The organism is Sedimenticola selenatireducens (assembly GCF_963675335.2).
GTDB classification, from domain to species: Bacteria; Pseudomonadota; Gammaproteobacteria; order Chromatiales; family Chromatiaceae; genus Sedimenticola; species Sedimenticola selenatireducens.
Map to the genome: position 1 here is coordinate 1,695,812 of NZ_CAXXYC010000004.1, position 12,688 is coordinate 1,708,499.

A 12,688-nucleotide genomic window follows, 5' to 3' on the forward strand; every position below is an offset into this window, starting at 1 on the left:
CATATAAATGCGCATTTTGTTGACCGGCGCTACCGGTTTTGTTGGCCGGGGATTGCTGGAAAAAATGGCAACCCTAGACAACCTTGAGTTGGTCGCCGCAGTGCGCAATACCACAGTGACGCTCCCTGGAAATGTAGATAGCCTGCAAGTTGCGGGGCTTGAGCCGGATGCAGACTGGAAAACTGCGCTGAAGGGGGTTGATGTCGTTATCCATAGCGCTGCACGCGCTCATGTGATGCGAGAATTGGCATCTGACCCGCTCGCCGAGTTTCGCAGGGTTAATGTGCAGGGCACATTGAACCTTGCGCAGCAGGCGGTGGTGGCAGGAGTGCGCCGCTTCATCTTTATCAGCTCGATCAAGGTCAACGGGGAGGGCACGCTGAGTGGCGTGCCTTTCCACGCAGATGCACAGCCGGTGCCTATAGATCCGTATGGCATTTCCAAGATGGAAGCCGAGCAGGGCTTGCGAGCGCTCGCCTCGGACACCGGGATGGAGGTGGTACTTATCCGTCCGACACTGGTCTATGGCCCGGGAGTGAAAGCCAACTTTCTCAGTATGATGCGTTGGCTGCACAGAGGAGTGCCCTTGCCGTTTGGCGCAATCTATAATAGACGCAGCCTGGTTGCATTGGACAATCTCGTCGATTTGATTGTGACTTGTATCGATCATCCTGCCGCGGCGAACCAGATCTTCCTGGTCAGCGATGGCGAGGATCTGTCGACTACTGAGTTATTGCACAGACTGGGTCTCGCCCTGGGTAAGCCAGCCCGTTTGTTACCGGTGCCGAGTTGGTTGTTGGAAGCAGGAGCAAAGATGCTGGGAAAAAAATCACTCTCTCAAAGATTGTGCGGTTCTCTAGAGGTCGATATCACTAAGACACGAGAGCTCTTGGGTTGGGCTCCACCGGTAAGTGTGGATGAGGCATTGCATGGGACAGCAGAGGATTTTTTAGCCAACCAAATTGGCAGCCAAGAGTGTTCTGTAATTTGATACTCAGCGTGTACGCCAATATATTCGGTAGAATGATATTTAAGAGATATGAAACGCCTGTTTGATTTGTTGATGATCTTTGTCACAACTATCTTACTGATCTTACCGATTGGGCTAATTGCCATTGCCGTTAAGATCTCTTCACCCGGTCCTGCCCTGTATTGGTCTGATCGTATCGGACGCAACAATCGTATATTCAGCATGCCCAAGTTTCGCACCATGCGGATCGAAACTCCGGCCGTAGCCACACATCTGCTATCTGATCCGGCAGCATACTTGACGCCAATTGGCTCGTTTCTGCGCAAGACCAGTCTGGATGAGCTGCCTCAGTTGTGGAGTATTCTGAAGGGTGACATGAGTTTTGTGGGGCCACGTCCGGCGCTGTTCAATCAGGATGATTTGATTGCCCTGCGGGCAGAGTATGGTGTGCATAAACTTGTTCCTGGCCTGACGGGTTGGGCGCAAGTGAATGGTCGGGATGAATTGCCTATTCCCGAAAAGGTCAAACTGGATCTGGAGTACCAAGAGCGGCAGTCGTTCTGGTTTGATATGCGGATTTTATGGCTGACCTTCTTGAAGGTTTTACGCCGCGACGGTGTGTCGCATTGAATAGCCAGTGCCACCAGGCTGCCGAACTGGATATTTCGAAAGGTTCTATCAAAAAGCCAAGTTGAATATCAAACAAGGGAATGAAGGAATATGGATATTAGCAGGGATACCGAAACATCGGTTCTGGATGCCGGTTGCGCCGTCCACCATCACGGCGCAGTCAATGGCGTAACCGGTTCGTGTCACGAGCTTCGACTGACTGATGGACGCTCCCTGCTGGTCGATTGCGGACTTTTTCAAGGGACTGAGGTCTCTGCTGAAGGCAGCCCCGCGGAGAACCCGGAAATCGAATTTCCTGTCGACGGGTTGATGGGGCTGGTGGTGACCCATGTGCATATCGATCATGTGGGGCGGATTCCTTATCTGCTGGCCGCCGGGTTTCGTGGGCCGATCTTCTGCAGTGAGGCGTCGGCGCTGCTGTTGCCGCTGGTGCTGGAGGATGCCCTCAAGGTAGGTTTTACCCGTGATGTGTCGTTGATTGCGCGGTTTCTCGAGCAGATCCAGCGTCAGGTGATTGCGTTGCCCTATAAGCGGTGGCAGCCGGTGGGGGATGGGGTGAGTATCAAACTGCATCCCGCCGGACATATTCTGGGATCGGCCTATGTGGAGGTGAAGGTTCAGGTTGGCGATGCACTAAAGCAAGGACCACAAAGGGATTGGCGGGTAGTGTTCTCTGGGGATCTGGGGGCGCCTTATACGCCGCTGTTGCCTGCACCAAAGTCGCCCTGGCGTGCCGATCTGCTGGTGTTGGAGAGTACCTATGGTGACAGGCTGCACGAAAACCGCGCCCAGCGTCAGCTACGTTTGCGGCAGGTGATTGAACATGCCCTGGCTAATCGCGGCACCGTACTGGTGCCCGCTTTCTCCATCGGTCGCACACAGGAACTGCTTTACGACCTCGAGGGCCTGATCCATCGCATGGGCAGCCGGAAAGCCGGGAGTGGCGTGCGCTGGGATGATTTGGAGATTATTGTTGATTCTCCATTGGCGGCGAAAATGACTGACAGCTATCGCCGGTTGCGCCACTTGTGGGACAAGGAGGCACTCAGACGGATACGCGCCGGGCGGCATCCGCTGGCGTTTGAGCAGCTCTATACGGTGGAGAATCATGAAGAGCATCTGCAAACGGTCGCTTATCTGGCCGGTTCCGGACGGCCGGCGGTAGTGATTGCCGCCGGTGGTATGTGCAGCGGTGGCAGGGTGGTCAATTATCTGAAAGCGATGCTGGGAGATCCACGTCACGATGTGCTGTTTGTCGGTTATCAGGCCGCTGGCACAGCGGGACGGATTATCCAGAGATATGGTCCAACTAACGGTTATGTGGATCTGGATGGCCAGCGACTCACCATTCGTGCCAAAGTGCATACCATTGGCGGCTATTCCGCCCATGCCGATCAGGCCAGTCTGTTACGCTTTGTCAGGGGTATTCGCCATCAGCCGCAGCAGATTCGCCTGGTGCATGGGGATGACGATGCCAAGCGTGCGCTTCAGCGGAAGCTGCAACAGATGTTGCCTGAATCAGATGTGGTCATAGCCGGGTGAATCTTCCTCGGCGGTAACGATGGATGGGCGCCATGGGTGCATCCACTATTGTCATCAGAATTGTCTTGCGGCTGAGGCCGCACCTGCAGGTGATTTGTAATGTTGGAAAGATTGCATAAACGTACCGCACTACCGGTGCTGGCACTGCCCCGTTATGCCAAGCGGATTATTGCCCTGGCGGTGGATGCCGCGCTCTGTGTGCTGACGGTCTGGCTGGCTTACTATCTGCGGCTGGGTGGATTTGTGCCCCTGACTGGCCCTGCAATATGGGCGGTGTTGGCATCACTGGGGCTGGCGTTGCCCGTGTTTATTGTGTCAGGGTTGTATCGGGCCATATTTCGCTATTCCGGGTGGCCTGCGTTACTCGCGGTTATGCGGGCGATTGTCATCTATGGCTTGCTGTTCTCATCTGTTTTTACCGCAATCGGGGTCGCGGGTGTACCCCGGACCGTTGGCTTGATCCAACCCCTGTTGTTACTGTTTGCTGTGGGCGGGTCGCGTGCCCTGGCCCGTTACTGGCTGGGGGGGATGTATCAGAGTCAGTTGAAAATAGCCGCACTGCCCAAGGCCCTGATCTATGGAGCAGGTATGTCCGGACGGCAACTGGCCTCCGCCATGGCTAACAGTCTGGAAGTGCGGGTGACCGGTTTTTTGGACGATGATGATCGGCTGCATGGTCAGAGCCTCAATGGCCTGCCGGTCTACGGCCTGGACGATCTGCCTGGACTGATAGAGTCAAGGGGCGTAACGGATGTATTGCTCGCGCTACCGTCTGTTCAGCGTAAACGCCGGAACGAGATCCTCGAGCGGATGCTGAATTACCATGTGGCGGTACGCACCCTGCCCAGCCTGGGCGATCTCGCCCAGGGTAAGGTCACCCTGTCCGATGTGCGGGAGTTGGACATTGATGATCTGCTCGGACGCGAACCGGTGGCGCCTAACCACATCCTGTTGGGGAAGTGCGTGACGGATAAGGTGGTACTGGTTACCGGCGCAGGGGGATCCATCGGCAGTGAGCTTTGTCGACAGCTTGTTAAACTCGCGCCTGCAACCCTGTTGCTGATTGAGCAGAGTGAGTTTGCCCTGTATGAACTCCATCAGGAATTGCTTGGCAGGCTTGCCGCGTCTTCAGAGAAAAGAATTACCCTGATACCGCTATTGTCCTCGGTGGGGGACGAGGTGCGGATGCGGGAGATTATCTCCACCTGGCAACCGCATACTGTCTATCATGCCGCTGCTTACAAACACGTGCCACTGGTTGAGCATAATCCGGCGGAGGGCGTCAGAAATAATGTCTTTGGTACCTTGACGGCGGCGAGGGTGGCGGCCGAACAGGGCGTTACCGATTTTGTGCTGATTAGCACCGACAAGGCGGTACGTCCCACCAATATCATGGGCGCAAGCAAGCGTCTTGCGGAGATTGTATTGCAGGCGTTGGCCGTTGAGTCTCCGCGGACCAAATTCTCCATGGTGCGCTTTGGTAATGTGCTGGGCTCCTCCGGGTCGGTGGTGCCGAAATTCCGTCAGCAGATCCGGGATGGTGGCCCGATCACTCTGACGCATGCGGATATTACCCGCTACTTCATGACCATTCCCGAGGCGGCCCAGTTGGTCATTCAGGCGGGTGCCATGGCCAAGGGGGGGGATGTCTTCGTGCTGGATATGGGGCAGCCGGTCAAGATCCTGGATCTCGCCCGACGCATGGTGGAACTGTCCGGCCTCACGGTACAGGATGACGCCAATCCCGACGGGGATATTGATATCCAGATCACCGGTCTGCGGCCCGGTGAGAAACTCTATGAAGAGCTTTTGATTGGTGATAATCCCGAGACCACGTCTCACCCCCGGATTATGAAAGCCCATGATGAGTTTCTGCCTTGGCCGGCGCTTAAAGAGAAGTTGGATACCTTGACCATTGCATTGAACGTGAATGATGTGGATGTTATCAAGGCCATACTGGAGCAGGTGGTCTCCGGTTACCAGCCGGATGAAAAAATCGTCGACTGGGTCTATCTGGAGCAGCAGACAGAGCTGGATGAGAGCATCTGATATTTCGGGGTCGTTCGGTGCAGTGGGTCGGATACGAACTGGCCCGTATAAGCGGCTTCAGCCGCGCTTATGCTCTTTTGAGTTGGAGCGAGATGGACGTGCCGTCAGGTAGTCTGTGTTGCACTTCAGGTCCGCGGTGGATGTTGTTACGGCTATCGCTTACTATCTCCTGCTTCACGTAGGCCATCCTCTGGAGTAGTCAGTTGTAGCTGCCGCCACCATGAGACTGCTATACACCCTCATCCTCTATATCAGCCTGCCGCTGGTGTTGTTGCGTCTCTACTGGCGCAGCCTGAAGAATCCGCAATACAGGCGGCGCATTCCGGAGCGTTTCGGCCGGTTGTCCCTACCCGCGCTCAAGGGAAGTCTGTGGCTGCACACGGTTTCGGTGGGCGAAACCCAGGCGGCTGAACCGCTGGTGCGGCGTTTGCAGGAACAATTCCCCGGTCTTCCCATTGTGCTCACCACCACCACACCTACCGGCTCTGACCGGGTGAAGCGGCTGTTTGGCGATTCGGTGATCCATGCCTATTTCCCCTACGATCTGCCGTTTGCCATCAAGGGATTTCTGAAGACCCTGCAGCCAAGGCTGCTGGTGATGATGGAAACCGAGGTCTGGCCCAATCTGCTGGCTCTGTGCGAGCAGCATTCCATACCCACTATCCTGGCCAACGCCCGTCTCTCGGAGCGCTCCGCCAGGGGCTATGCACGGCTGGGTCCGTTCACGCGGGAGACCTTCGGTCGTATCGGCCTGGTGGCTGCCCAGTCGCCGGCGGATGCGGAGCGCTTTCTTGGCCTGGGGCTGGGGTCTGACCGGGTCCGCGTCACCGGCAGTATCAAGTTCGATGTCCGCCTGCCGGCGAGCCTGAAGGAGCAGGGCGAGGCGCTACGCCGTACCTGGGAGGGGCGTCCCGTCTGGGTGGCAGCCAGCACCCGGGAAGGAGAGGATGAGCAGATCTTGGACGCTCATCGCAAGGTGCTGCGGGCACTGCCTGAAGCGCTGCTGGTGCTGGTGCCGCGTCATCCGGAGCGATTCGATAAGGTGGCCCTGCTCTGTCAGCGGGAAGGGTTTACATCGGCGCGGCGAACAACGGGTGAGTCCTGTGGCCCGGATATCCAGGTGTTGCTGGGTGATACCATGGGTGAGCTGACGCTGTTCCTGGCGGCGGCGGATGTCGCCTTCGTGGGCGGCAGCCTGGTGCCGACCGGGGGTCACAATGTGCTGGAGCCGGCGGCCCTTGGGCTACCGGTTGTCTTCGGTCCCCACATGTTCAATTTTTCCATGATCAGCCGCATGCTGTTGGTCGAGGGCGCCGCGCTTGAGGTGACTAACACCGAGGCGTTGGCAGAAGTGATTATTGAGTGGTTGTCTGATGCCAGCCTGCGCGCGCGCTTTGGCGAGAACGGACTGCGGGTGGTTGAGGCCAATCGTGGCGCGCTGGACAGGCTGTTCGATATCATTAGCGGATACCTGGAAGCGGGTTGATCTTTGCTGTGGCAATTGGCGGACTCTGAAATAAGAAAATTCCTACCCAGGCTTTCCTGAATGACGCTATAACTGAAGTCGTTAAACGACTAGGATGTCATCTCTTTTGATGGGATGTTCTTACAAGGAGTGTATAAATGAAGCGTTTTAAATTGTTAGTTGGTACCGCTTTGCTGTTGGCGTCCGCCGTCCTTTCGGCCGGCCAGGTGAATATCAATACTGCCTCAGCAGAACAGATTGCCACCGAATTGAAGGGGATCGGTGATTCCAAGGCCCAGGCTATCGTGGCCTATCGGACGCAAAACGGTGCCTTCAAAACGGCCGATGAGCTGGCCATGGTCAAGGGTATTGGCGAGAAGACCGTCGCGGCCAACCGGGACAATATCCTGATCGGCGAGCCGGGTAAGTAGTACGGTAGTAAGTAAAAAAAGGGCGCCCATACAGGTGGCGCCCTTTTTTTGTGTTGCGATCAACTTCGATTGTCGGGTTACGTCTTCGACTAACACGACCTACGTTGCTTACAAGGCCGCAGGTCGGATTAGCGCAGCGTAATCCGACAAACAAAGAAGAGTAGATACAAATTAAGTCTGATTTAATGTCCAAACTTTTTTGGATGACACGGAGTGTCATATGCAATACCGCCGATCAAGGCAGGCAGGCGGCAGCTATTTCTTCACCCTGGTGACACATAGTAGAAGAAAAATACTGACGGACAATGATGCGCTGGAGCTGTTAAGAGCCTCTTTTCGCCGGGTGAAGGCCAAACGTCCCTTCTTGGTAGATGCGATGGTAGTTCTGCCGGATCATCTTCACTGTATCTGGACATTGCCACCTGATGACCATGACTTCTCAACCCGCTGGCGTCTGATCAAATCGCGTTTCAGCAGATATTTTCGCGAGAGGAGGTCGTCGGGGCGGGTTCATGCTGTTTCTGGTATTGAGTGCCAGCCTGTTTGGCAGAATCGCTATTGGGAGCATCTATTGCGGGATGAAGAAGACTACCGCCGGCATCTCGACTATATCCACTACAATCCCGTCAAACACGGTTATACGAAATCCCCTGTTGATTGGTCGTGGTCGAGCTTTCGCCGTTATGTCTTAAAAGGCGTCTATACGGAGGACTGGGGTTCTTCAGCAATCAACTTGCCACAGGATGTGGGGCGCGAGTGACGGATCATGTCGGGTTACGCCTTCGGCTAACACGACCTACGCTGCTTTCATGGCGTAGGTCGGATTAGCGCAGCGTAATCCGACAAAAACACGGTATGCCTGGTTCAAAACTCAAACTTGCGAATCACCGGTGCATTGGTCAATGGTGTGATATCGGTTTCGAACAGCGGTTCGCTCTGCCACTCGTTCTCGCCGGTGCGGGTCACCAGGAAGGCTGTCATGACCGGACTCTGGCCTGTCACCACGAACAGACGCCCGCCGATGTTCAGGCGCTGCTTGAACGTCTCGGGCATCTCCGGCAGGGAGCCGGTTATCGCAATGGCATCGAAGCGGCCGCTCTCGATGTCGTCGCTCAGGCTGTCGGTGGTGCGCAGTTCCGCATTCTCAATCTGCAGTTCCGCCAGCCGTTGTCTGGCCTGTTCGGTGAAGGTTGGATTGATCTCCTGGCTGATTACCCGGTTCCCCATTTTGGCCAGACAGGCGGTCAGATAGCCGCTGCCGGTACCGACCTCTAAAATGTTGTCGCCGGGCTGAATGTCCAGCGCCTGCAGCAGTCGTCCCTCGACTCGGGGAAACATCATCTTCTGACCGTCGCCCAGGGGAATCTCGATATCCGCATAGGCGAGCCCTTTGTAGTTGTCTGGCACGAAATGGTCCCGCGGCATACTGCCAATCAGATTCAGTACCTGGGCGTCGAGTACTTCCCACGGGCGCACTTGTTGCTCAACCATGTTGAAACGGGCTTTTTCGTAGCTTGGGACGATCATCTGATTTACCTGGCTCTCGGGTTAAATGGTGTCGAGGGCGACAAGCCTACTCAGTTTAGCCTGATCAGGCAAGTCCAGCCTGCTAAGCCGCTGCAATTTAACTGTTTTCTGTTATTCCGCGAGCCGGGTCTGGTAGGATATGCCGGTCCGTCCCGTGGCCTTCGCGCCCGTCTGTTTTTTCACTGGTTGAGGTGCCCATGACCATGCATTGGAATCAACTGCTCTCCCGCAGCCGTCTCGGGAGTGATCAATCCCAGGGGGGGACCACGGCCCGAACCGATTTTCAGCGTGACTTCGATCGTATTGTCTTCTCCTCCGCATTTCGTCGTATGCAGGATAAGACCCAGGTGTTTCCTCTCTCGCGGGTCGACTATATCCGCACCCGTCTGACCCACAGTCTGGAGGCCTCCAGTATCGGCCGTTCCCTGGGTACCCAGGTGGGTGAGCGGGTGATCGAGCGCCGACGCCTGGCTGACTACGAGGCCTCCGATTTCGGCGATATCTGTGCCGCGGCCTGTCTGGCCCATGACATCGGCAATCCGCCCTTCGGACATTCCGGGGAAGACGCCTTCCGCAGTTGGGCCAATGATGCACCCTACGGACAGCGCCGGGTCAGCATGCTAAAGGACAGCGAGCGGGAGGATTTCACCAGTTTCGAGGGTAACGCCCAGGGGTTTCGTATCCTGACCCGGCTGCAGAATCCGGACAATCCCGGCGGCCTGCAGTTAACCTGCGCCACTCTGGCGGCCTTCACCAAGTATCCCCGGGAGTCCTGTCTGGGAGGCGGTCGTTATCCCGGGGTCAGCGCCAAAAAGCAGGGTTTTTTTGTCGAGGATCGTGAATCTTTCGAGTCGGTCGCTGAGCAGGTCGGACTGATCCGGCGGGATGGCTCCCGTGCCGTGTGGTGTCGCCACCCACTGGCGTTCCTGGTGGAGGCCGCGGATGATATCAGTTACCGGGTAATCGATATCGAGGATGGCTTCCGGCTCGGCTATTTCACTTTTGACGAGGTGATGGCGCTCTATCTGGATATCCTGCAGGAGCCGGAGAAGCAACGGCTGCGCATGCAGAGTATCCGGGACAGCAAGGGCCGGGTGGAGTTTCTGCGCGCCAAGGTAATCAATGAGGCGATCAGCCAGGCCATGGACTGTTTTCTGGATAATGAGGAGGCGATCCTGGCCGGCCGGTTTGATGAGCCACTGTTGAATCAATTCCCCCGACGTGCCGCGATGGACCGGCTGATCGAGGTGGCCGAGGCACGTATCTACCAGGCCACCGAGGTGGTGGAGATCCAGGCCGCCGGCTTCCAGGTGATCGGTGATCTGCTGGAGCGCTTCATCCAGGTGCTGGACGATCTGGCCGAGCAGGGCGAACAGGCCTCCGCGAAAAGCCGCATGATCTCCCGGCTGATCCCGGAGCAGTTTATCGGGTCGGGCCGCATCCCCTCGTCGAGCGTCTATACCCGTCTGCTGCGGCTGACCGATTTTGTCGCCGGCATGACCGACTCCTACGCGGTCTCGCTGTATAAAAAACTCACCGGCATTTCGTTGCCCAACGCCTGAGTGGTCCAACTTGTCGGGTTACGCCTGCGGCTAACACTACTTACGATATCCACGGCCGTAGGTCGGATTAGCGCAGCGTAATCCGACGAAGACGTAACGGGGATGTGGGGCGGTAGTGCACCCCGGTTGTCGGGTTACGCCTGCAGCTAACCCGACCTACATTCATTCGCGGTGGATTTTTGTGGACCCGGTCTGATTTCTGTACCTGTTCCGCTGGTGCGGGGTAAAGAACGGGCTGCCGCTGTCGCTACATCTCGCCATAATCACCTAATGCCGTTCCGGCTCCAGATTGTCCAGTGAAATCCATTTTTTTGGTTTTCTGACCGGACTAGGGGCCGGGGTGGTTTGGTGCGCGACCTGGAATACTGCAGAGTGACGGATGGCTGAAACGAACCTGGATGACGATCTTTCCCTGGCACCCCTGGTGCTGGATCACTGCAGCGTCGGGCTGTTCGTACTGGGAGCAGATGGTCGTATCGTCAACTGGAATCGCTGGATGGTGTCGGCCACCGGTATTGGCGTTGCACCCGCTGTGGATAGTCTCTTGTCGGATCTGCTGCCGGAAGTTTCCGGCTCCGCACTTGAACGGGCAATCGATGCTGCATTGCTGAGAGGCGAGTCGGCGGTGTTGAACGCCTCCCCCGGCGTCCCCCTGTTGCCGCTATACCGGAGGTCCGGCCTGGATCTGAACCAGATGATCGTCGTCAAACCACTGCCGGATCAGTCCGGGCCTGTGCTGGTTCAGGTATTTGATCAGAGTGATCCGGCGGACGAAACTGCCTGGTCACCATCCCCGATGCGGGTGCATCAGGGATTGGATTTGGCTACAGGCTCCATTCTCTCCGCTATTACGGATGCCGTGATCATCGCGGACAGGGTGCGTCATATTACCTACATGAACCTGGTGGCCGAAAAGTTGACCGGCTGGCGCCTTAAGACCGCCAGGGGGTTGCCATTGGAACAGGTATTTCAGGCGATGGATGAAGGTGCCGCACGCCTGAAAAACAGTATTGAAAGCTGTCTGGAAAACCGGCCACGGGCGGGTGGACGGCATCAGGAGCTGATTCTGCTGCACCGGGATGGTATCGGCATTGCCGTTGAGCAGTCGATGGCCCCGATCCGCGACGAGCAGGCGCATGTTCACGGTGTTGTTCTGGTATTTCGTGATGTCAGTCAGACCCGGAGCCTGGCGGCGCAGGTCAGTTGGCAGGCATCGCACGATACGCTGACCGGCCTGGTCAACCGGGGCAGTTTCGACAGCAGGTTGGATAACCTGTTGCGGGATGCCATGGAGACGGGGCGAGTACATGGCATGCTGTATCTCGATCTTGATCAGTTCAAGATTGTTAACGATACCTGCGGGCACGTCGCGGGAGATGAACTGCTGCGGCAGATAGCTACCCGGCTTTCACAGCATATCCGCGCCGGCGATACGCTTGCCCGCCTCGGTGGCGATGAATTCGGCGTGTTGTTGGTTGATTGCGCTGAATCCGCTGCGCTGGAAATCGCCAACAAGATGCGCCAGTCGATCATGGATTTGCGCTTTGCCTGGGATGACAAGTCATACGCGATTGGTGTCAGTATCGGTGTTGTCTCGATTACCACGGAGAGCGAACGGGCCGAGCAGGTTTTGAGCGCGGCGGATACCGCCTGTTATGCGGCCAAGGAAGGCGGGCGGAATCAGGTACATGTGTACCGGTCCAATGTCGGTGAGGCGGCAGAGCGCCAGGGTGAGATGCATTGGGTGGCGCGTATACACAGCGCCCTGGAAGAGGGTCGATTCTGTCTTTATGCACAACCCATCGTGCCCATCGACGGGCATTCGACCCACAGTGGTCATTATGAGGTGTTGATTCGCATGCGGGATGAGGCCGGCGCATTGGTGCCGCCGAACAAGTTCATTCCGGCGGCTGAGCGGTTTGGCCTGATGCCACGGATTGATCGCTGGGTGGTCAATCAGGTGTTCAACCTGATCGGGCGTGAGTATGAAACCCTGGTGCCGGGTGGTTACTGCTTCGCCATCAACCTTTCCGGGGGCTCGGTGAATGATGCGGATACCCTGGCCTATATTGGTGAAAAACTGGAGGAATTCAGAATTCCGGCTGGAATGATCAGCTTCGAGATCACGGAGACCGCCGCCATCGCCAATCTTGCTTCGGCCGGTCATTTTATTCGTACTTTGAAGCAAGCCGGCTGCCGGTTTTCCCTGGATGATTTCGGAAGTGGTCTCTCATCATTCGCCTATCTGAAAAACCTCCCGGTCGATTATCTGAAAATTGATGGAGCCTTTGTCCGGGACCTGGCCAGCGACCCGATCGATCGCGCGATGGTCCAGGCGATTAACCAGATCGGCCAGGTGATGGGGCTGATGACCATTGCAGAGTTTGTGGAGAACGACCAGGTGCTGGGACTGCTACGGGAGATCGGAGTGGACTTTGCCCAGGGCTATGGCATCGCCCGGCCGATGCCGCTGGCCGATAAAGACGGCAAGCTGCTGCTGGACTAGAGTCCG

General features: G+C 56.8%; 10 protein-coding genes. 9 read left to right on the forward strand and 1 reads right to left on the reverse strand.

The window, feature by feature from the left end; translation table 11 throughout:
- The first annotated feature begins 7 nt into the window (after nucleotides 1–7).
- The 7 genes from ACHZBF_RS19105 (at nucleotide 8) to ACHZBF_RS19135 (ending at nucleotide 7,847) form a co-directional block, all read left to right on the forward strand.
- Nucleotides 8–991, forward strand: a complete 984-nt coding sequence (locus ACHZBF_RS19105; RefSeq protein ID WP_321529308.1) for a UDP-glucose 4-epimerase family protein — start codon at nucleotides 8–10, stop codon at nucleotides 989–991.
- A 48-nt stretch (nucleotides 992–1,039) separates the two neighbouring features.
- Nucleotides 1,040–1,600 carry a sugar transferase gene (locus ACHZBF_RS19110; RefSeq protein WP_273439492.1) on the forward strand — a complete coding sequence of 187 codons (561 nt, stop codon included), beginning with the start codon at nucleotides 1,040–1,042 and terminating at the stop codon, nucleotides 1,598–1,600.
- Between the two features lie 90 nt (nucleotides 1,601–1,690).
- On the forward strand, nucleotides 1,691–3,142 hold the full coding sequence (locus tag ACHZBF_RS19115) for an MBL fold metallo-hydrolase (protein WP_321529309.1): 1,452 nt from the start codon (nucleotides 1,691–1,693) through the stop codon (nucleotides 3,140–3,142).
- Nucleotides 3,143–3,241: 99 nt separating this feature from the next.
- Nucleotides 3,242–5,191, forward strand: coding sequence for a polysaccharide biosynthesis protein (locus tag ACHZBF_RS19120; RefSeq protein ID WP_321529310.1), 1,950 nt, complete (start codon nucleotides 3,242–3,244; stop codon nucleotides 5,189–5,191).
- Between the two features lie 220 nt (nucleotides 5,192–5,411).
- The gene (gene waaA / locus ACHZBF_RS19125) at nucleotides 5,412–6,677 is read left to right on the forward strand and encodes a lipid IV(A) 3-deoxy-D-manno-octulosonic acid transferase (RefSeq protein ID WP_321529311.1); all 1,266 of its coding nucleotides are present in this window, start codon (nucleotides 5,412–5,414) and stop codon (nucleotides 6,675–6,677) included.
- Between the two features lie 137 nt (nucleotides 6,678–6,814).
- Nucleotides 6,815–7,087 (forward strand): ComEA family DNA-binding protein, encoded by a 273-nt coding sequence (locus tag ACHZBF_RS19130; RefSeq protein ID WP_321529312.1) that lies wholly within the window; start codon nucleotides 6,815–6,817, stop codon nucleotides 7,085–7,087.
- A 220-nt stretch (nucleotides 7,088–7,307) separates the two neighbouring features.
- The gene (locus ACHZBF_RS19135) at nucleotides 7,308–7,847 is read left to right on the forward strand and encodes an REP-associated tyrosine transposase (protein ID WP_321529313.1); all 540 of its coding nucleotides are present in this window, start codon (nucleotides 7,308–7,310) and stop codon (nucleotides 7,845–7,847) included.
- Between the two features lie 104 nt (nucleotides 7,848–7,951).
- Here the strand turns inward: ACHZBF_RS19135 and ACHZBF_RS19140 are convergent, their stop codons facing one another.
- Complete coding sequence (locus ACHZBF_RS19140; RefSeq protein ID WP_321529314.1) at nucleotides 7,952–8,614, reverse strand: protein-L-isoaspartate O-methyltransferase family protein; 663 nt, start codon at nucleotides 8,612–8,614, stop codon at nucleotides 7,952–7,954.
- A 203-nt stretch (nucleotides 8,615–8,817) separates the two neighbouring features.
- Here ACHZBF_RS19140 and ACHZBF_RS19145 point away from each other — a divergent pair, with 203 nt between their 5' ends.
- Complete coding sequence (locus ACHZBF_RS19145; RefSeq protein WP_321529315.1) at nucleotides 8,818–10,176, forward strand: deoxyguanosinetriphosphate triphosphohydrolase; 1,359 nt, start codon at nucleotides 8,818–8,820, stop codon at nucleotides 10,174–10,176.
- 379 nt (nucleotides 10,177–10,555) lie between these two features.
- On the forward strand, nucleotides 10,556–12,682 hold the full coding sequence (locus tag ACHZBF_RS19150; protein WP_321529316.1) for an EAL domain-containing protein: 2,127 nt from the start codon (nucleotides 10,556–10,558) through the stop codon (nucleotides 12,680–12,682).
- The last annotated feature ends 6 nt before the right edge of the window (nucleotides 12,683–12,688 follow it).

Excerpts from the sequence above, each read along its gene's own strand:
- ACHZBF_RS19140 (WP_321529314.1), bottom strand. The coding sequence starts at position 8,614 with ATGATCGTCCCAAGCTACGAAAAAGCCCGTTTCAACATGGTTGAGCAA.
- waaA (WP_321529311.1), top strand. The coding sequence starts at position 5,412 with ATGAGACTGCTATACACCCTCATCCTCTATATCAGCCTGCCGCTGGTG.
- ACHZBF_RS19150 (WP_321529316.1), top strand. The coding sequence starts at position 10,556 with ATGGCTGAAACGAACCTGGATGACGATCTTTCCCTGGCACCCCTGGTG.
- ACHZBF_RS19110 (WP_273439492.1), top strand. The coding sequence starts at position 1,040 with ATGAAACGCCTGTTTGATTTGTTGATGATCTTTGTCACAACTATCTTA.
- ACHZBF_RS19135 (WP_321529313.1), top strand. The coding sequence starts at position 7,308 with ATGCAATACCGCCGATCAAGGCAGGCAGGCGGCAGCTATTTCTTCACC.
- ACHZBF_RS19115 (WP_321529309.1), top strand. The coding sequence starts at position 1,691 with ATGGATATTAGCAGGGATACCGAAACATCGGTTCTGGATGCCGGTTGC.
- ACHZBF_RS19120 (WP_321529310.1), top strand. The coding sequence starts at position 3,242 with ATGTTGGAAAGATTGCATAAACGTACCGCACTACCGGTGCTGGCACTG.
- ACHZBF_RS19105 (WP_321529308.1), top strand. The coding sequence starts at position 8 with ATGCGCATTTTGTTGACCGGCGCTACCGGTTTTGTTGGCCGGGGATTG.
- ACHZBF_RS19130 (WP_321529312.1), top strand. The coding sequence starts at position 6,815 with ATGAAGCGTTTTAAATTGTTAGTTGGTACCGCTTTGCTGTTGGCGTCC.
- ACHZBF_RS19145 (WP_321529315.1), top strand. The coding sequence starts at position 8,818 with ATGCATTGGAATCAACTGCTCTCCCGCAGCCGTCTCGGGAGTGATCAA.